This window comes from Massilia sp. TS11 (assembly GCF_022012445.1).
Classification (GTDB): domain Bacteria; phylum Pseudomonadota; class Gammaproteobacteria; order Burkholderiales; family Burkholderiaceae_D; genus Telluria.
In genome coordinates this window covers 283,607-301,040 of sequence record NZ_JAKLTS010000005.1, presented here as the reverse complement: position 1 = coordinate 301,040, position 17,434 = coordinate 283,607, and the positions used below count along the sequence as shown (strand labels likewise).

The following is a 17,434-nucleotide window of genomic DNA, read 5'->3' as shown; positions in this document are numbered from 1 at the left end:
ACCTCGGGTTAGCAATGTCTGCAGCATATCCCCGCCCTGCCCCGTCAGCCAGCGCGACCCGACGAACGGTCGATTCGAGGGGACGAACGCAAAAATCAAAAATGGGGTCAGACCCCATTTATCTGCCAAGAAAAATGGGGTCTGACCCCGATTTGTTTGTTGGGCAAAAAAAAACCGGCCCGAAGGCCGGAACATGGAGTCGTCGAAACGAAACTCTTAGGCGTAGGCTTGCAGCGCCTGGCCCTGGGGAGCGACCTCGTGCAGCACTTCGCAGCGCAGATTGGCCTGCAGCGACTGGATGCTGGCCCCCACGCGGTAATTGAAACTGATCCGCACCACGTCGCCCGCATTCACGCGCATCGGCGTCGCTAGTGGCAGGCTCATGTAGTGGTTCAGCCAGTCGATGGTCGTCGAGCGCTCTTGCACAACGGCCAGAATGTTTTTGGTGATGAATCGCACCGCCGTCAGCGCGCCGGCACGCTCGATCAGGAATTTGCCTTCCCAAGCAATGGTCGGATCGACCGGTTGGCTGAAATCGAGAATGCTGTACACGGCCGGGGCCGACAGTTCCACTGTGCCCGGCGGGTTGCTGCCTGTTTCCTGGAATTGCACGATCGGTGCATAAAAGCCTTCAAAATCATAGGCTTGATGCAGCGGCTGTGCGGCCATGATGACGGCTTCGGGCACGAACACCGGCAGCGGTCCGCCAAAGCGGGCGGCATAGCGGCGTTTGAAGGATTCGATGACTTCGACCTGCTTTTCGCGCAGCATGCCGACGTGGATCATTTCGCAGATCACAACATCGACCGGCTCCGGCGGCAGGTATTCGAAGGCGTCCGCGTGAATCACATCGACCTTGTGGCCGTTCGGATTCAGGGCCATGAAGCGGCGCGCTTCACGCACCATGTCGGGATTGAACTCGACGCAATAGACCTTGTCGGCCTTGGCAGCCGCAAACCAGGACAGCACACCCGTGCCGCCACCGAGTTCCAGCACTTTCATCCCCGGTTTGACGGCATAGTCGATTGCGGCTTTGAAGCCGCCCATCCGGTTTTGGTCCATCAGCATATTGTGATGGTATTGCACCGGAATAAACTGCCCCAGGTAGCAGCTTTCGATCTCTCGTTCGTTCAACATGTGATCCTCGTGAAAGGCAACGCTTGATGTATCGATTATGCAAGCGTGTGTCCGGGATCAATACGCGGAGCTAGGGGGTGTTTCCTCGTTACTTCTTGGAATGTGCGCGGAACTGCTGGATGGCCGTGACCACGTGGCCACGTCCATACTGTTCGGCCTGCTGAGCGCTGTCCTTGCCCTCGGAATTCACGCGGGCGGGGTCTGCCCCTTTGCTCAGCAGCAGCAAGGTGGTCGATTCATGCCCCTCGCGCGCCGCCATCATCAGTGGCGTCAGGCCGGCTTCGGCCGGCGCTTCGAGCTGGGCCCCGCGCGCCAGCAACAAGCTGACGATGTCATCGGCGCCGGCGGCAGCCGCGTAGTGCAGCGGCGTCCAGCCCGGACGATTGACCGCCGCACCCTTGGCCAGCAAGGCCTGCACGGCAGGCAGGTTCTTTTTGAACGCGGCCATCATCAAGGCAGTGTTGCCATTGCGCGCCTGGGCTTCGACGCGGATGCGCGGGTCCGCCAGCAGGACCTCGAACACGCGCGGCGCCTCTTCACGCAAGGCGAGGATGAGCCCGGTTTCGCCGCGCAAGGGTTCGGCAATATTCGGATCGAGTCCGGCCGCCAGCAGGCTGCGCACACCGCTGACGTTGTCGATTTGAACGGCACGGAAGAACTCGACCGCATCATCGGCGCGCGCGACCGGCATGATGAGGCTGGCCAGCAGCGGAATCCATTTCAGAATCCGCATAAGCTTTTCATTGTAAGACATTGAAAAGACGCCGGAAATTGTTCGAGGTTGTTTCGGCGATCTGCGGCAGTGGCACATCGCGCAGGGTGGCGATGAACTCCGCCACGTGGCAAACATAGCCGGGCTCGTTCATTTTGCCGCGATACGGCACCGGGGCCAGATAGGGCGAATCCGTCTCGATCAGCATGCGCTCGAGCGGCACCCGTTTGCACACTTCTTGCAATTCTTTCGCGCTCTTGAAGGTCACGATGCCGGAAAACGAGATGTAGAAGCCCATGTCGAGCGCGGCATCGGCCACGGCCTGCGACTCCGTAAAGCAATGCATGACGCCGCCCGCACCGCCGGCGGCCGGGCCAGCCCCCTCCTCGGCCATGATGCGCAACGTGTCCTCACTGGCCGAACGCGTGTGAATAATCAAAGGCTTACGCGCGATTCTTGAAGCTTTTATGTGAGTGCGGAAGCGCTCGCGCTGCCACTCCAGGTCGCCCTGCAGGCGGTAATAGTCGAGCCCGGTTTCGCCGATCGCAAGGATCTTGGGATGCCTGGCCAGTTCGACCAGCTGCTCCACGCTCGGTTCCGGCGTGTCCTCATAGTCGGGATGGACGCCAACCGAAGCGTAAATATGCGGATGCTGCTCGGCGAGTGCAAGTACGCGGGGAAAATCCGGCAGGTCGACCGACACGCACAGCGCGTGGCTGACGCGGTTTTCGGCCATCTTGGCCAGGACCGCGGGCATGCGCTCGGCCAGCTCCGGGAAATCAATATGGCAATGAGAATCGATAAACATGCCGCGATTGTACGCGAGCGTCAGTCAACCCGCTTGCCGAGGATGATCAGGTCGCGCTCGACGCCGTCCAGAATCGCCACGCGCGGCAGATGCGCCCAGGTGGCGAAGCCGAAGCGCTCGAACAGGCCGAGGCTGGGCTTGTTGTGGCCGAAGATAAAACCCAGCAGGGTGTGCACCTTGATCTGGGGCGCAAAGGCGATCGCCTGCTCCAGCGCATACCGGCCCACGCCTTTGCGGCGCCAGGCTTCGTCGATGTAGATCGACACTTCGGCCGTGCCCGCATAGGCCGGGCGGCCATAGAAATTGGAGTAGGAAATCCAGCCGACGATTGCCGGATCGTCGCCCTCGTGGATGGTCCAGAGCGGGCGGCGGGCCGGGTCGTGGTCCTGGAACCAGGCTTCGCGCGAGGCGACCGAGACCGGCTCCGTATCGGCCGTCACTTCGCGCGAGGCGATGGTGGAATTATAGATCTCGACGATGCGCGGCAGATCGTCGCGGGTAGCAATGCGGTGCGTGTAAGTCATTGATTTCAAAGCGTGTGAGTGGCGCGGGACGACCGCAGTGCCGCGCCCAGGATTTCTTCAATACGTTGCCGGGCCTTGAGCCCGCTTTCGTCTTCCGGAAAGTGGACCCCGATGCCTTGCGCCTTGTTATTGTTGGCGCCGGCGGGCGTAATCCACACAACCTTGCCGGCGATCGGGTATTTATTCGGATCGTCCATCAAGGCCAGAATCAGATAGATCTCGTCGCCCAATTTGTAGGGCTTTTGGGTCGGCACGAAAATGCCGCCGTTCTTGAGGTACGGCATGTAAGCGGCGTAGAGCGCCGCCTTCTCCTTGATTGCAAGCGACAATACCGAAGGCCGCGGGGCTTGCGGTGCGGCATTCGGTTCAATTTGTGCGCTCATGCAATTCCTTTCAGCTACAGCATGCAGTGTAGTCGAGCAGCATCTCTTCGATAAAGAGCTTGGGCGACAAAGGATGCTCTGCTACCGCCTTGCGTGCATTTGCATTCTTGATGACCTGCAACAACTGCGCGCTTGGCACCCGCGCCGCCACCTGCTCGACCTCGCTGCGATAGCGAGGATAGTAGCGTATCGCGCCCGTCAATTGGAATGCGAGCACGTCATACAGCCAGCGTTGTTGCCAAGACACCAAAGCGCTGAGCGGAACCTTGGCCAGGCGCTCGGCCGTTTTCAGCGCCGTTTCCACACTTGGCCGGGCCAGCAGTTTGAGCAGGGTGTCCATGTCCTCGCGGCTGCCCGACTCGGCGGCGGCCAAGGCCAACAGCGGCGCACCGCCCTGCTCGCGCAGCCAGCCCTCGGCCTCGTTCACCCCCTGCTGTTGCAGCCAGGAAAGCGCGGCCGCGTGGTCGGGCATCGGCAGCGCAAATTTGCGGCAGCGCGACAGGATGGTCGGCAGCAAACGGTCCAGGCTGTGGGTGGACAGCAGGAAAACGGTGCCCGGCGGCGGCTCTTCCAGAGTCTTCAGCAGCGCATTGGCCGAGGCCGTGTTCAAGGCTTCGGCCGGATACAGCACCACCACCCGCAGCCCCTGGCGGTGGGTAGAAATATTCATGAAGTCGGTCAGCGCGCGCACCTGCTCGATGCGGATATCTTTCGACGGCGTCTTGCTCGACTTCGCCTTTTTTTCGCCCTCGCCGTCCTCGCCCTCGGCGGGTTCGTCCTCCAGCGCTTCGGGGCGCACACGCCGGTAGTCCGGGTGGCTCTGCTGGACAAACCAGCCGCAGGAAGCGCAACTGCCGCAGGCGTGGCCGTCTGCGGCCGGGCGCTCGCACAGGAGCGACTGGGCAAATTGCTCAATGAACTCGGCCTTGCCGATGCCTTCCGGACCATGGAACAACAAGGCATGCGGCAGGCGCGCGCGCATCTGCATCAACTGCTGCCAGGATGACTCTTGCCAAGGGTAAATTGCCATATTTTCAGTTACTTAGCGAGGTTTGTTCAGGCAATTTATTAAAGAAGTTTAGCGAGGACAGCCGCCAGTTCCTGCTGAATATCGGCAATGCTTCGGGTCGAATCGATCACACGCATGCGCTCGGGGAACTGTTCGGCGCGGCGCAGATACTCGGCGCGCGTGGCTTCAAAAAAGTCCTGTTTCTCGCGTTCGAACTTGTCGAGCGTGCGGGTCGCATCGAGCCGCGCCCGGGCGACGGCCAGCGGCACGTCGAACAGCAGCGTCAGGTCGGGCTGCAGATCGGGATGGACCCAGGCTTCCAGCGCTTCCATCTTGGCGCGCGCCAGGCCGCGCCCACCGCTCTGATAGGCAAAGCTGGCATCGGTGAAACGGTCGGAAATCACCCAGTCGCCGCGTTCCAGGCCCGGGGCGATCACCTGGGCAATGTGTTCACGCCGGCTGGCAAACATCAGCAGGGCTTCGGTTTCGAGGTGCATCTTCTCGTGCAGAACGAGGTCGCGCAGCTTCTCTCCGAGCGCGGTGCCGCCCGGCTCGCGCGAACTGACCACCGTTTTGCCCTGCGCCCGCAGCCAGTCGGCCACGAAGCCGATGTGGGTGGACTTGCCAGCGCCGTCGATGCCTTCAAAGGTGATGAATTTTCCTCGTACCATGCGTTCCGGGCGCTCAGCGAATGTATTTGTCGACCGCCCGGTTGTGGTCGCTCAGGCTGGAAGAGAACTGGCTCGTCCCGTCCCCGCGCGCCACAAAATACAGGGCGTTGCTCTTGGCCGGGCCCAGCGCCGCCGTCAGCGACTGCATGCCAGGCAAGGCAATCGGCGTGGGCGGCAGGCCGCCGCGTGTGTAGGTATTGTACGGGGTATCGGTCTCGAGGTCTTTCTTGCGAATCTTGCCCTGATACTTGTCGCCCATGCCGTAGATCACGGTCGGATCGGTCTGCAGCATCATGCCGATTTTCAGGCGGTTGACAAAGACGGAGGCAATCATCGGCCGCTCCGACTTCTGACCCGTTTCTTTTTCCACAATCGAGGCCATGATCAGGGCCTCATACGGCGATTTATAGGGCAAATCGCCCGGGCGTTTCTGCCAGGCCTCGTTCAGGCGGGCCGTCAGCATTTGGTGCGCCTGTTTATATACCACGAGGTCGCTCGATCCTTTGGGAAAAATATACGTATCCGGGAAGAACAGCCCCTCGGGATGCTTGAAGCCGTCACTGACCTGGGCCAGCAGTTCCTGATCGCTCAGATTGGCCGTGTCGTGCTTGAGCCCCTTGGCGGCATTGATGGCCGCGCGCATCTGGCGAAAGGTCCAGCCCTCGATGATCGTCACCTGCCCTTGCGCAAATTCGCCCTTGACCAGCATCTCGAGCAGTCGCGCGGGCGAGCTGCCGGGCTTGAATTCGTAGGTGCCGGCCTTGATGCGGGCGCTGCTGCCACTGATACGCGCCAGAATCTGGAACAACAACGGCTGGAGCGGCACGCCCGCCGCCGCAATCTGCTGGGCCGCCGCGCCGACGCCGCTGCCCGGCGCCACGCTGAAATCGATGGTTTCTTCGCCTGCACCCATCGGATGCTGGGCCCACCAGGCAAAACCCGCGCCCGCCGCAAGGCCAAGAACGAGGAGCACAGCCAGTAGTTTCTTGATTTGGGACATGGTTCAGTGCAAGAGTCCGTCGGTTTTGGCCTGCCGCCGACGCGAAAATCCGGACCTAACTATAATGAGGGCGTAATAATAAGCTTCACGGAGTGATATGAACAGTTGGAATCAATTTCTCGCATCGTCGGACAACACCGTCCTGCCCGTTCCGGCCCTGGCGGCGGGTTTCGTGGCCGTGGTCAACGATCTCGGATTGATTTCTGTCAGTGGCGATGATGCGGCAAGTTTCCTGCACAATCAACTGACAAATGACGTGCATCACCTGGGCCCGGAGCGCGTGCGCCTGGCCGGCTACTGCACGCCCAAGGGCCGCCTGCTGGCCAGTTTTCTGGTCTGGCGCGATGCCGAAGCCATTTACCTGCAGCTGCCCCAAGCCCTCCTGCCCGCGATTCAGAAGCGCCTGAGCATGTACGTGCTGCGCGCCAAGGCCAAACTGGCCGCTCTCAGCGGCCGGCAGGTGCTGGCCATCGGCGGCGCGGCCGGTGCCGCTGCCCTGCAAGGCGTTGCCGGTGCCCTGCCTGCGGCGCCTTACACCCGCCTCGACCTGCCCCAGGGCCCGCTGTTGCGCCTGGCCGACGCCTTCGGTGCCGCGCGCTACCAGTGGCTGGTGGACGACACAGCCGCGCCTGCCATCTGGGAAGCGCTGTCGGCCAAGCTGGCCGTGGGCGGCAGACAGGCCTGGCAACTGTCGCAGATCCACGCCGGCGTCCCGACGATCGAGGCGAGCACGCAGGAAAAATTCGTCCCGCAAATGATCAATCTCGAACTGCTGGGTGGGGTCGATTTCAAGAAAGGCTGCTACCCCGGCCAGGAAATCGTCGCGCGTAGCCAGTACCTCGGCAAGCTCAAGCGCCGTGCCTTTCTGGCCCAGGTGGCCAGTTCCGCTGCCGCGGGCGATGAGGTCTTCGCCGCAGCAGACCCGGGCCAACCCTGCGGCATGGTCGTCAACGCCGCGCCCAACGGTGCCGGCGGCAGCGATCTGCTGGTCGAACTGAAGCTGGATGCGCCCGACAGCGGCCCGATCCATCTGGGCGCAGCCGCCGGTCCCGCGCTGTCGCTCTTGCCCATGCCCTACGCGCTGGACGCCCTGGACCTGTAAGCCATGCCCGATCTGTACATCTACTACCGCGTGCCGGACGCGCACGCCGCCGCGCTGCTGCCGAAAGTGCAGGCCATGCAGGCGAGTTTGGGTGTGCCGAGCCGGCTCAAGCGACGTCCGGAAAGCAAAGATGGTCTGCAGACCTGGATGGAAGTCTATGAAAACGTCGACGCCGGCTTTGCCGCCCGCCTCGATGCGGCCGTATCCGCGGCCGGCCTGGCGGCAGAGATCAGCGGCACGCGCCACGTCGAAACCTTTATCCCCTGTGCCCCATGTGCCTGATCGTGTTTGCCTGGAAAGTCGTGCCCGGCGCGCCCCTCGTGGCCGCCGCCAACCGGGACGAATACTACGACCGGCCGACCAGTCCGGCAGCACCCTGGCCCGACCATCCGCAGGTATTCGCCGGGCGTGATCTGCAAGGCGGCGGCAGCTGGATGGGCATCACCCGCGACGGTCCCGGCGGCCCCAAGTTCGCCGCCGTGACGAATATCCGCGCGCCAGGCGAACGCCGGCCCGATGCGCCGACCCGCGGCGCCCTGGTCGCCAACTTTCTGACGGGCGAACTGAGCGCGCAGGACTACCTGGCCACCCTGATCGGCAAGACCGACGACTACAACGGTTTTAATCTCGTGCTCGGCGACCGCGAACAGCTGTTCTGGTACTCGAACCGCGGCGAAAGCGACCCGCGCAACGGCAAGCCTCTGGCGCCGGGGATCTACGGCATTTCGAATGGATTGCTGGACGAGCCCTGGCCGAAAGTGCTGCGCACCAAGGCCCAGTTTGCGAGTCTGCTATGCCTGGGCGCGCCCGAGGACGCCTTCTTCGAGATGCTGGCCGACACCACGCGCGCGCCCGACATGCGCCTGCCAAACACGGGCGTGGAGCGCGATGTCGAACGCATGCTGTCGGCCGTCTGCATCGAATCGCCCGGCTACGGGACGCGTACCTCCACCGTGGTCAAGCTCTACCACCACGCGCCCGCCGAGCTCAACGAGCGCGTCCTACAGTAAGCGTTCCATCTCCACGTGCGGGATGCCCGCCTCCATGAACTCCGCGCCGACAACCGTGAAGCCGTGCTTCAGGTAGAAATCCTTGGCATGGGTCTGCGAGCTGAGCACCACGCGCTGATCGCCGCGCTTCTTGGCCTGCTGCATGAGGCCATTGAGCACCTTGGCGCCGACGCCAGTCCCGCGCACACGCTTGCGCACCGCCATGCGGCCGATATGGCCATCCGGCAGCAGACGCCCGGTCGCAATCGGGTTGCCCAACGCGTCATAGGCCACGGCGTGCAGGCACTGCGCGTCCATCGCGTCCATTTCCAGCTCGGCCGGCACCTGCTGCTCCTCCACGAAGACTTCGGTACGGATCGGGGCCGCATCGGCGCGCATCTTCTCCCAATCGCCAAAGCGCAGACTGACCATCATGCTGCGCAGCGCCGCGCCAACATGCGGTGTGCTGCGGTAGGGATCGCCCGGATTGGCGGCGTTGACGATTTCCTGCATGCGTTCGGCCACATTGCCCAGCGCAGCCGGATGCGAGTAGATGTAGAACTGGCCCTTGGCAATCGCGTCGAAGGTGATGTCGGCCACGTCGTGCGCCGTCACCTTGCCCGATTCCACCGCCTTCACCGTCAGCATCTGAGCGGCCACCTGGCTCGGCGTGGCGGCCCCGGTCATCTTCACGTCCTCGGGACGGTTGCGGTGCGACTGGCTGATCCCGGTCGGCACAAAATACGGACACAGCACCGAGGCGCCGATCGGCGCGCCGACCAGCTTCAGGTCCTGGTACAGGGTTTCCGACAGCGACACGACCGCGTGCTTGGACACGTTGTACACGCCCATCGCCGGCGCATTCAGCAGGCCCGCCATCGACGCCGTGTTGACGATATGCCCCTCAAACGCGGCATCCTTGCGCGCCTGTTCCAGCATCAGGCGGGTGAAGATGCGCACGCCATGGATCACGCCCCACAGGTTCACGCCGAGCACCCACTCCCAGTCGGCGTCCGAATTCTCCCAGATCAGCCCGCCGCTACCGACGCCTGCGTTGTTGAACATCAGGTGGACGGCGCCGAATTCGCGCATCGCCAGGTCGGCCAGCGCCTGCACCTGCTCGCTCTTGCGCACGTCGCACTTGAAAGCACGCACATCGACGCCAGCGCCGGCCAGCTCAGCGCGCGTGGCCTCCAGCGCGTCGTCCTGCACGTCGGCGATCAGCACGCGCATGCCCAGCTTGCCCGCCTTGATCGCGAACTCTTTGCCAAGGCCGCTCGCGCCGCCCGTAATCACTGCCACTTTGCCGTCAAAGGATTTCATGGGATCAGTTGTACCAGTTGTTTGCCAAAATTCCTGCCTTGCAGCAGGCCGATAAAGGCCTCCGGCGCCGCCGTCAGACCCTGGGCCAGGCTCTCGCGGTAGCGCAATTGGCCGCTGTGGACGAGTGCGCCCAGTTCGTCGAGCGCTTGCGGCCACACCTCCGGATGCTCGGTGATGATGAAGCCCTCCACCCGCAGCCGCTTGATCAGCATGTGCTTCAGGTTGTAGAGCGGCTGGGCATCGCCGTTGTAACCCGCGATCAGGCCACACAGGGCCACGCGGCCAAACGCATTCATTCGCGCCAGGGCCAGGTCCAAGCCCAGGCCGCCGACGTTCTCAAACAGGCAGTCCACCCCATCCGGCGTGGCGGCCCGCAAATCTTCCTTCAAACGGCCGGCCTTGTAATCGACACAGGCATCAAAGCCCAGGGTATCGGTCACATAGGCGCACTTGTCAGGACCGCCCGCAATGCCGACCGCGCGGCAGCCGCGCAGCCTGGCCAATTGCCCGACGACCGAGCCGACCGCCCCGCTGGCCGACGACACCAGCACCGTCTCACCCGGCTTGGCCTGCAGAATCCGGTTCAGCCCATACCAGGCCGTCACCCCCGGCATGCCTGCGACACCGAGCCCGGCAGACAGCGGAACGCGCGGATCCGCCTTGCGCAGCTCGCCACCAGCGGCGATGCCATGCGTGGCCCAGCCGAGCATGCCGATGACCGCATCGCCCTCGGCAAAATCCGGATGGCGTGAGGCGGCAACCACACCGGCCGTCGCGCCGATCATCGTCGCATCGAGCGGCTGCGGCGCAGCGTAGCTCTTGGCCTCACTCATGCGCCCGCGCATGTAAGGATCGAGCGACAGGTAATGATTTCTCACCAGAACCTGACCCACATCGAGGGCCGGCAGGTCCACTTCTTCAAGCCGGAAGTTCTCCGGCAGCACCGCCCCGCGCGGACGCGAGGCGAGCACAATCCGCTGCATCTTCAAACCGCCGACACCCCGCCATCGACAGCCAGAGTCTGGCCGGTAATATGCTTGCCCGCGTCCGATGCGAACAGCACAGCCACGCCCTTCAGGTCCTCGTCATCGCCGAGGCGCTTGAGCGGCGCATCCTTGGCCAGGGCCTCGGCACCGAATTTTTCCAGCACGCCCTTGGTCATCTTGGACGGGAAGAAGCCGGGCGCCACCGCATTCACGGTGATGCCATAGCGGCCCCACTCGCCGGCCAGGGTGCGCGTGAAGTTGATGACGGCCGCTTTCGAGGTGTTGTAGGCAATCGTCTGGATGCTGCCATCGGGGTTGCCGGCCAGACCCGCGATCGAGGCAACGTTCAGAATCCGGCCATAGCGGCGCGGAATCATCGACAGCTTGCCGACGGCTTGCGACACCAGGAAGATGCTGCGCACATTCAGGTTCATCACCTTGTCCCAGGCTTCGAGCGGATAGTCCTCGGCCGGGGCGCCCCAGCTGGCGCCGGCGTTGTTGATCAGGATGTCGATATGGCCGAGGCGCTTGAGTGCCTCGCTGACCATCGGCAGCACCTGGGCCTCGTCGGCCAGGTCGCAGGCGATGGCCGAGGCCGCGATGCCGCGCGCCTTCAGATGCGCCACGGCCTCATCCAGATCGGCCTGCTTGCGCGAGACCAGCACCAGCTCGGCGCCCTCCTCGCCCAATGCCTCGGCCATCTGCAGGCCCAGACCGCGCGAACCGCCGGTCACCAGAGCCTTGCGGCCCGCCAGGGAGAACAGTTTTTGAACGCTGCGCGCTTCCATCTTCGCTCCTTAGATTGCGTAATCCATGCACTGGCGCTCGCTGCGCACGGCGCCGATAAAGGGTTTGACCGCCACATGGGTCGGGTGGTCCTGGTAGGCATCGAGGGCGGCGCGGTCGGCGAACTCCGAGTACAGCACCACGTCATAGGTCGCTTCCAGCCCCGGCTGGGCCAACGCCACCTCGAATTTCAGGATGCCGGGCACGATGTTGGCGCAGGCGTCCAGGCGCTCTTTCAGCTTGCGCATATTGGTCGCCTTGTCCGCGCCTTCCGCCTCGTCCTTCAGCTTCCACATCACGATATGTTTGATCATCTTGTCCTCTTAAAACCATGCATCCTGCATGTCCAGGGTGGTGGTGTCGATGCTTGCCAACAAGTCCAGCTGGGCATGGACCTTGGGCAGCTCCCAACGGAAAAAGTAGTGGCAGGCCTGTAGCTTGCCACGATAGAAGTCCTCTTCCTTGCCAACGGCCAGCAGGGCCATGTCGAGCCAGAGCCAGGCGACCACCGTATGGCCGACCGCTTCCAGATACACGCTGGCATTGGCCAGCGTCTTGTTCAGATCGCCCGTCGCGTAGAGGGCGGCTGTCACCTTCTCGATCCGCTTGAGCACGGCGCCAAGCTGGGCCGCATAGTCCGCCAGCGGGCCGGCCTTGGCCAGCGTGCGCCCGACCGCGCGGCCCAGGGCCTGGAACAGCGCGCCGTTCTGCAAGCTCACCTTGCGGCCCAGCAGGTCCAGCCCATGGATACCATGCGTGCCCTCGTGGATCGCGTTCAGGCGGTTGTCGCGGTAGAACTGTTCAACATTGTACTCGCGCGTATAGCCATAGCCGCCGTGCACCTGGATGGCCAGGCTATTGGCTTCCAGGCACCACTGGGCCGGCCAGGATTTGCAGATCGGCGTCAGGATATCGAGCAGCATGCCGGCCTCGCGGCGCGCGTCGGCATCCTCGGCCGTCTTGGCTTCGTCGACCAGGCGCGCACAGTAGAACGACAAGGCCATGCCCCCTTCGGCATAGGCCTTCTGTGCTAGCAGCATGCGCCGCACATCGGTGTGGGCGATGATCGGCAAGGGCGGCTGGCTCGGATCTTTCTCGGCCGGATGGCGGCCCTGCGGCCGCTTGCGCGCATAGTCGAGCGCATGCAGATAGCCGGTCATGCCGAGTGTGGCCGCGCCCATGCCGACGGCAATGCGGGCCTCGTTCATCATGTGGAACATGGCCGCCAGGCCCTGATGCGGCTCGCCGACCAGATAGCCGATGGCACCCGCCTCGCCTGCGGGCGTGTACTTGCCTTCACCGAAATTCAGCAGGCAATTGGTCGTGCCGCGATTGCCCATTTTGTGATTGAGACCGGCCAGCACGACATCATTGCGCTCACCCAGGCTGCCGTCTTCGTTCACCAGGAACTTCGGCACGATGAACAGGGAGATGCCTTTCACGCCAGGAATCAGCTTGCCATCCGGCCCCGGAATCTTGGCCAGCACCAGATGCACGATATTCTCTGCCAGTTCGTGCTCGCCACCCGAGATCCACATCTTGTTGCCACGGATGCGGTATTGGCCTTCACCATCGGGCACGGCGCGGCTGCTGATGTCGGACAGCGAGGACCCGGCCTGCGGCTCCGACAGGCACATGGTGCCGAAGAAGCGGCCCGCAAGCTGGGGCTTGGCGAAGCGTTCGATCTGCCACGGGATGCCCGTCTTGATGAGCGTGTTGGCATTGGCCGCCGTCAGGAATAAATAGGCCGAGGTGGCGCAGTTGGCCGCGGTGAACCAGGCCGTCAGCGCACGCTCCACCAGATACGGCAGCTGCATGCCGCCGACGGCCTCGTCCTGCGCGGCGGCGAGAAAGCCCGCGTCGGCAAAGGCCGTGAGCGCGCGCTTTACTTCGGGCAGGATCTGCACCTTGCCATCGACCACATGCGGTTCCTGCTGGTCGCTGGCCTTGTTGTGCGGCGCGAACAGATCAAGCGCCATGCGCTCGGCCGTATCGAGGGCGGCATCGAAAGTTTCGCGGCTGTGCTCGGCGAAACGGGCGCGCGTCGTCAGCGCGGCCGCGTCCAGCCACTCGTACAGCAGGAAATCGATATCGCGGCGGGACAGGATCGTATGTTGCATCGTCGCCCCGCCCGTGTCAGACCACTTCGAACAGGCCGGCAGCGCCCTGGCCGCCGCCAATGCACATGGTCACGACCACATACTTGACGCCGCGGCGCTTGCCTTCAATCAGCGCATGGCCGACGAGACGCGCGCCCGATACGCCATAGGGATGGCCGACGGCGATCGCACCGCCGTTGACGTTCAGGCGGTCCATCGGAATGCCGAGCTTGTCTGCGCAGTAGAGCACCTGCACGGCGAAGGCTTCGTTCAACTCCCACAGACCGATGTCGTCGACCTTGAGGCCGGCCTTGGCCAGCAGTTTAGGCACGGCGAAGACAGGGCCGATGCCCATTTCATCCGGCTCGCAGCCGGCCACCGCAAAGCCGCGGAAGATGCCGAGCGGCTGCAAGCCCTTGGCCTCGGCCACCTTGCTGTTCATGACGATGGTAGCGGCGGCGCCGTCCGAGAACTGGCTGGCATTACCGGCCGAAATCACCCCGCCCGGCACGGCCGTGCGGATCTTGGCGACGGCCTCCAGCGTCGTATCGGCGCGGATGCCTTCGTCAGCGGCGATCGTCACCTCGCGCGTCAGCAGCATGCCGGAGTCCTTGTCGGCCACGCCCATCACCGTCGTCATCGGCACGATTTCGGCATCAAACAGGCCGGCCGCCTGGGCCGCCGCGGCGCGTTGCTGGCTCTGCACCCCGTAGGCGTCCTGACGATCCTTGCCGATGCCGTAACGCTTGGCCACGGTTTCGGCCGTCTGCAGCATCGGCCAGTAGATGGCCGGCTTGTTCTGGCTGAGCCAGACTTCCTTCAGCATGTGGGTATTCATTTCCTGCTGCACGCAGGAGATCGATTCGACACCGCCGGCGGCAAAGATATCGCCTTCGCCCGTCAGCACGCGCTGGGCCGCCAGCGCAATGGTCTGCAGGCCCGACGAGCAGAAACGGTTGACCGCCATGCCCGGCACGGTGACCGGGCAGCCGCCGCGCAGGGCGATCTGGCGCGCGATATTGGCGCCGGTCGCGCCTTCCGGATTGGCGCAGCCCATGATCACGTCTTCGATCTCACCCGCATCGATGCCGGCGCGCGCGATGGCCGCCTGCAGCACATGGCCGCCCAGGGTCGCCCCGTGCGTCATGTTGAAGGCCCCTTTCCAGCTCTTGGCCAGGCCCGTGCGGGCGGTCGAAACGATGACGGCATCAATCATGGGTGTCTCCTTATGGTGGGATGCGTAACGGCGCGAGAATAGCACATTTTAGAACGGTCGTTCGCAAATCTTTCGGCCTGCTCTGGCATGATGGCGCGATGCCGATTGCCCACGACATACTCGCTGCCCTGCAGCCCCTGGCCGACCCCGAACGCGCCGCCCCGATGCGCGCCTACATGAAGGGGAAATTCCCGTTTTTCGGCATCCCGACGCCGGCCCGGCGCGCTGCGCTGGCCCCGATTCTCAAGCGTGCCGATGTGCGCGCCCTCGACGCCGCCGCCCTGCTGGCACTGGCCCGCCGCCTGTGGGAGCGGCCCGAGCGCGAATGCCAGTATGCGGCCATCGACCTGCTGGCGCGCCACTGGAAGCGCCTCGGTGTCGCCAGCATTCCGGCCGTGCTCGAACTGAGTCAGCAGCGCGCATGGTGGGACAGCGTCGACGGCCTGGCCGGGGTGGTGAATGACATCCTCCATGCCGAGCGCAGCGGGCAAGTGCTGATGGACGCCGCCATCGGCCATGCCAACCTGTGGGTGCGGCGCACGGCCATGATCCACCAGCTTGGCTGGCGCGCGGACACTGACACGGACCGATTATCTTCTTACAGCCGTCAGCTGGCAGGCGAGACCGATTTCTTCATTCGCAAGGCCATCGGCTGGGCGCTGCGCGACTACGCCCACCACAATCCGCCCGCCGTTGCAGGCTTTCTGCAAAATCCCGGGGTCCAGTTCGCCCCGCTGACGGTGCGCGAAGCGAGCAAGCATCTGGGCAAATATGTAAGTTTGGCGTAAGTTTCAAGAAAGGCATCCGTAAGTTTTACCTTCCACACTCCGTCACAGCTGATAGCGCATCGGCTATTCACATAACATCTAATACAACGGAGACAAGACATGGCAACTACGTCCAAGTCGGTTGGCCTGACCGGTGAAGAGAAGAAGGTGATTTTCGCCTCCTCGCTGGGCACGGTCTTTGAATGGTACGACTTTTATCTGTACGGCTCGCTCGCAGCCGTCATCGCCAAGAAGTTCTTTATCGGCGACCCCACCACCTCGTTCATTTTCGCCCTGCTGGCATTTGCAGCAGGCTTCATCGTGCGTCCGCTGGGCGCGCTGGTGTTCGGCCGCCTCGGCGACATGATCGGCCGCAAGTACACCTTCCTCGTCACCATCCTGATCATGGGTGGCTCGACCTTCCTCGTCGGCCTGCTGCCTGGCTACGCCGACTGGGGCATTGCCGCACCGATCATCCTCGTGTCCCTGCGCCTGCTGCAAGGCCTGGCACTCGGTGGTGAGTACGGCGGCGCCGCCACCTATGTGGCCGAACACGCGCCGGAAGGCAAGCGTGGCGCCTTCACCGCCTGGATCCAGACCACCGCCACGATGGGCCTGTTCCTGTCGCTGCTGGTGATCCTCGCCACCCGCAAATCGATGACCCCGGCCGACTTCGACGACTGGGGCTGGCGCGTACCCTTCCTGGTCTCGGCTCTGCTGCTCGGTATCTCGGTGTGGATCCGTATGTCGATGCACGAATCCCCGGCTTTCGCCCGCATGAAGGCTGAAGGCAAGACCTCCAAGGCACCGATTTCGGAATCCTTCTTCGTCTGGAAGAACGCCAAGATCGTCATCCTGTCGCTGATCGGTCTGACCATGGGCCAGGCTGTCGTGTGGTACACGGGCCAGTTCTACGCCCTGTTCTACCTGACCCAGACCCTGAAAGTGGACGGCGAATCGGCCAACCTGATGGTGGCGGCCTCGCTGGCCCTGGCCACCCCATTCTTCCTGGTCTTCGGCTCGCTGTCGGACAAGATCGGCCGCAAGAAGATCATCATGGCAGGCTGCCTGCTGGCCGCGCTGACCTACTTCCCGATCTTCAAATCGCTGACCCACTACGCCAACCCGGCCCTGGAATCGGCACTGGCCAATTCGCCGGTGGTGGTGGTGGCTGATCCGGAAGCCTGCCACTTCCAGTTCAACCCGACCGGCACCAAGAAGTTCCCGAAATCCTGCGACATCGCCACTGGCATGCTGACTGCTGCGACCGTGAACTACACGATCCAGCCGGCCGCACCGGGTTCGATCGCCGTGGTCAAGATCGGCGCCAAGGAAATCACCTCGTTTGACGCCGTGATGACCCCGGACGGCCTGAACTTCGACGCCGACTCGAAGAAGAAGGAAGCCGAGCTGAAGAAAGCGATCGGCGGCGCCATCAAGGAAGCCGGCTATCCGGCCAAGGCTGACCCGGCCCAGGTGAACACCACCATGGTTGTGGCCCTGCTGTTCGTGCTGGTGCTGTATGTGACGATGGTCTACGGCCCGATCGCCGCCATGCTGGTCGAAATGTTCCCGACTCGCATCCGCTACACCTCGATGTCCCTGCCCTACCACATTGGTAACGGCTGGTTCGGCGGCCTGCTGCCGACGATCTCCTTCGCCCTGGTGGCCTACAAAGGCGACATTTACTACGGCCTCTGGTATCCGATTGTGATCGCCTCGATCACCTTCGTCATCGGCATGCTGTTCGTGAAAGAAACCAAGGACAACGACATCTACTCGCGTGACTAAAGCTTTCCGGTAAGTCGCACCCTCGAAACCCCGTCCTGAGCAATCAGGCGGGGTTTCATCTTTTCCGCCCCAACAAAAACCTGCTCCCAAGATAAATCGGGGTCAGACCCCATTTTTCCTGACAGATAAAT

Annotated in this window: 19 protein-coding genes and 1 pseudogene; 5 read left to right on the top strand and 15 right to left on the bottom strand. The window is 63.4% G+C overall.

Going from position 1 to position 17,434, the window contains the following annotated elements; all coding sequences use genetic code 11:
- Positions 1–216: 216 nt before the first annotated feature.
- From LZ005_RS10230 to mltG, 8 genes are all read right to left on the bottom strand, one after another.
- Positions 217–1,137 carry a methyltransferase domain-containing protein gene (locus LZ005_RS10230; RefSeq protein ID WP_237807585.1) on the bottom strand — a complete coding sequence of 307 codons (921 nt, stop codon included), beginning with the start codon at positions 1,135–1,137 and terminating at the stop codon, positions 217–219.
- Between the two features lie 88 nt (positions 1,138–1,225).
- A complete protein-coding gene (locus LZ005_RS10225; RefSeq protein ID WP_237807583.1) occupies positions 1,226–1,870 on the bottom strand; it encodes an ankyrin repeat domain-containing protein in 645 nt (214 codons plus the stop codon).
- Between the two features lie 7 nt (positions 1,871–1,877).
- Positions 1,878–2,657 (bottom strand): TatD family hydrolase, encoded by a 780-nt coding sequence (locus tag LZ005_RS10220; RefSeq protein ID WP_237807569.1) that lies wholly within the window; start codon positions 2,655–2,657, stop codon positions 1,878–1,880.
- A 20-nt stretch (positions 2,658–2,677) separates the two neighbouring features.
- Positions 2,678–3,181: a GNAT family N-acetyltransferase gene (locus LZ005_RS10215; RefSeq protein WP_237807560.1), complete on the bottom strand. Its 504-nt coding sequence runs from the start codon at positions 3,179–3,181 to the stop codon at positions 2,678–2,680.
- 5 nt (positions 3,182–3,186) lie between these two features.
- Complete coding sequence (locus LZ005_RS10210) at positions 3,187–3,564, bottom strand: PilZ domain-containing protein (RefSeq protein WP_237807547.1); 378 nt, start codon at positions 3,562–3,564, stop codon at positions 3,187–3,189.
- 10 nt (positions 3,565–3,574) lie between these two features.
- Positions 3,575–4,594, bottom strand: a complete 1,020-nt coding sequence (locus tag LZ005_RS10205) for a DNA polymerase III subunit delta' (protein WP_269106638.1) — start codon at positions 4,592–4,594, stop codon at positions 3,575–3,577.
- Between the two features lie 38 nt (positions 4,595–4,632).
- Positions 4,633–5,244 carry a dTMP kinase gene (gene tmk / locus LZ005_RS10200; RefSeq protein WP_237807523.1) on the bottom strand — a complete coding sequence of 204 codons (612 nt, stop codon included), beginning with the start codon at positions 5,242–5,244 and terminating at the stop codon, positions 4,633–4,635.
- A gap of 13 nt (positions 5,245–5,257) precedes the next feature.
- Positions 5,258–6,244, bottom strand: a complete 987-nt coding sequence (gene mltG, locus LZ005_RS10195) for an endolytic transglycosylase MltG (protein WP_237807521.1) — start codon at positions 6,242–6,244, stop codon at positions 5,258–5,260.
- Positions 6,245–6,341: 97 nt separating this feature from the next.
- Between mltG and LZ005_RS10190 the strand changes: the two genes are divergently transcribed.
- From LZ005_RS10190 to LZ005_RS10180, 3 genes are read left to right on the top strand one after another with little or no spacing between them, the layout of a single operon-like run.
- Complete coding sequence (locus LZ005_RS10190; RefSeq protein WP_237807519.1) at positions 6,342–7,346, top strand: folate-binding protein YgfZ; 1,005 nt, start codon at positions 6,342–6,344, stop codon at positions 7,344–7,346.
- Positions 7,347–7,349: 3 nt separating this feature from the next.
- On the top strand, positions 7,350–7,628 hold the full coding sequence (locus LZ005_RS10185; RefSeq protein WP_237807510.1) for a DUF4936 family protein: 279 nt from the start codon (positions 7,350–7,352) through the stop codon (positions 7,626–7,628).
- A complete protein-coding gene (locus tag LZ005_RS10180) occupies positions 7,619–8,356 on the top strand; it encodes an NRDE family protein (protein WP_237807502.1) in 738 nt (245 codons plus the stop codon). Before LZ005_RS10185 ends, LZ005_RS10180 begins: the two co-directional genes overlap by 10 nt.
- Here the strand turns inward: LZ005_RS10180 and LZ005_RS10175 are convergent.
- The 7 genes and pseudogenes from LZ005_RS10175 to LZ005_RS10145 form a co-directional block, all read right to left on the bottom strand.
- A complete protein-coding gene (locus tag LZ005_RS10175; protein ID WP_373889319.1) occupies positions 8,348–8,734 on the bottom strand; it encodes a GNAT family N-acetyltransferase in 387 nt (128 codons plus the stop codon). The genes LZ005_RS10180 and LZ005_RS10175 overlap by 9 nt on opposite strands.
- 42 nt (positions 8,735–8,776) lie before the next feature.
- Positions 8,777–9,658 (bottom strand): annotated as a pseudogene (locus tag LZ005_RS10170) (SDR family oxidoreductase); the annotation flags it as partial.
- Positions 9,655–10,641 (bottom strand): NADP-dependent oxidoreductase, encoded by a 987-nt coding sequence (locus LZ005_RS10165; RefSeq protein ID WP_237807500.1) that lies wholly within the window; start codon positions 10,639–10,641, stop codon positions 9,655–9,657. The pseudogene LZ005_RS10170 and the gene LZ005_RS10165, both read right to left, overlap by 4 nt.
- Before the next feature lie 2 nt (positions 10,642–10,643).
- Positions 10,644–11,432 (bottom strand): SDR family oxidoreductase, encoded by a 789-nt coding sequence (locus LZ005_RS10160; RefSeq protein ID WP_237807486.1) that lies wholly within the window; start codon positions 11,430–11,432, stop codon positions 10,644–10,646.
- A 9-nt stretch (positions 11,433–11,441) separates the two neighbouring features.
- Positions 11,442–11,744, bottom strand: a complete 303-nt coding sequence (locus tag LZ005_RS10155; RefSeq protein ID WP_237807471.1) for a Dabb family protein — start codon at positions 11,742–11,744, stop codon at positions 11,442–11,444.
- 9 nt (positions 11,745–11,753) lie between these two features.
- Entirely contained in the window at positions 11,754–13,550 is a 1,797-nt protein-coding gene (locus LZ005_RS10150; protein ID WP_237807469.1) for an acyl-CoA dehydrogenase, read from the bottom strand.
- A gap of 16 nt (positions 13,551–13,566) precedes the next feature.
- Complete coding sequence (locus tag LZ005_RS10145) at positions 13,567–14,745, bottom strand: acetyl-CoA C-acyltransferase (protein ID WP_237807461.1); 1,179 nt, start codon at positions 14,743–14,745, stop codon at positions 13,567–13,569.
- Between the two features lie 98 nt (positions 14,746–14,843).
- Here LZ005_RS10145 and LZ005_RS10140 point away from each other — a divergent pair, with 98 nt between their 5' ends.
- On the top strand, positions 14,844–15,533 hold the full coding sequence (locus LZ005_RS10140) for a DNA alkylation repair protein (protein ID WP_237807451.1): 690 nt from the start codon (positions 14,844–14,846) through the stop codon (positions 15,531–15,533).
- A gap of 99 nt (positions 15,534–15,632) precedes the next feature.
- Positions 15,633–17,303 (top strand): MFS transporter, encoded by a 1,671-nt coding sequence (locus tag LZ005_RS10135; RefSeq protein ID WP_237807449.1) that lies wholly within the window; start codon positions 15,633–15,635, stop codon positions 17,301–17,303.
- Positions 17,304–17,434: the final 131 nt, after the last annotated feature.

What these genes read in the sequence shown, in the direction of transcription:
- LZ005_RS10230 (WP_237807585.1), bottom strand. Translation starts at nt 1,137, where the DNA reads ATGTTGAACGAACGAGAGATCGAAAGCTGCTACCTGGGGCAGTTTATT.
- LZ005_RS10225 (WP_237807583.1), bottom strand. Translation starts at nt 1,870, where the DNA reads ATGCGGATTCTGAAATGGATTCCGCTGCTGGCCAGCCTCATCATGCCG.
- LZ005_RS10220 (WP_237807569.1), bottom strand. Translation starts at nt 2,657, where the DNA reads ATGTTTATCGATTCTCATTGCCATATTGATTTCCCGGAGCTGGCCGAG.
- LZ005_RS10215 (WP_237807560.1), bottom strand. Translation starts at nt 3,181, where the DNA reads ATGACTTACACGCACCGCATTGCTACCCGCGACGATCTGCCGCGCATC.
- LZ005_RS10210 (WP_237807547.1), bottom strand. Translation starts at nt 3,564, where the DNA reads ATGAGCGCACAAATTGAACCGAATGCCGCACCGCAAGCCCCGCGGCCT.
- LZ005_RS10205 (WP_269106638.1), bottom strand. Translation starts at nt 4,594, where the DNA reads ATGGCAATTTACCCTTGGCAAGAGTCATCCTGGCAGCAGTTGATGCAG.
- tmk (WP_237807523.1), bottom strand. Translation starts at nt 5,244, where the DNA reads ATGGTACGAGGAAAATTCATCACCTTTGAAGGCATCGACGGCGCTGGC.
- mltG (WP_237807521.1), bottom strand. Translation starts at nt 6,244, where the DNA reads ATGTCCCAAATCAAGAAACTACTGGCTGTGCTCCTCGTTCTTGGCCTT.
- LZ005_RS10190 (WP_237807519.1), top strand. Translation starts at nt 6,342, where the DNA reads ATGAACAGTTGGAATCAATTTCTCGCATCGTCGGACAACACCGTCCTG.
- LZ005_RS10185 (WP_237807510.1), top strand. Translation starts at nt 7,350, where the DNA reads ATGCCCGATCTGTACATCTACTACCGCGTGCCGGACGCGCACGCCGCC.
- LZ005_RS10180 (WP_237807502.1), top strand. Translation starts at nt 7,619, where the DNA reads ATGTGCCTGATCGTGTTTGCCTGGAAAGTCGTGCCCGGCGCGCCCCTC.
- LZ005_RS10175 (WP_373889319.1), bottom strand. Translation starts at nt 8,734, where the DNA reads ATGCGCGCCGATGCGGCCCCGATCCGTACCGAAGTCTTCGTGGAGGAG.
- LZ005_RS10165 (WP_237807500.1), bottom strand. Translation starts at nt 10,641, where the DNA reads ATGCAGCGGATTGTGCTCGCCTCGCGTCCGCGCGGGGCGGTGCTGCCG.
- LZ005_RS10160 (WP_237807486.1), bottom strand. Translation starts at nt 11,432, where the DNA reads ATGGAAGCGCGCAGCGTTCAAAAACTGTTCTCCCTGGCGGGCCGCAAG.
- LZ005_RS10155 (WP_237807471.1), bottom strand. Translation starts at nt 11,744, where the DNA reads ATGATCAAACATATCGTGATGTGGAAGCTGAAGGACGAGGCGGAAGGC.
- LZ005_RS10150 (WP_237807469.1), bottom strand. Translation starts at nt 13,550, where the DNA reads ATGCAACATACGATCCTGTCCCGCCGCGATATCGATTTCCTGCTGTAC.
- LZ005_RS10145 (WP_237807461.1), bottom strand. Translation starts at nt 14,745, where the DNA reads ATGATTGATGCCGTCATCGTTTCGACCGCCCGCACGGGCCTGGCCAAG.
- LZ005_RS10140 (WP_237807451.1), top strand. Translation starts at nt 14,844, where the DNA reads ATGCCGATTGCCCACGACATACTCGCTGCCCTGCAGCCCCTGGCCGAC.
- LZ005_RS10135 (WP_237807449.1), top strand. Translation starts at nt 15,633, where the DNA reads ATGGCAACTACGTCCAAGTCGGTTGGCCTGACCGGTGAAGAGAAGAAG.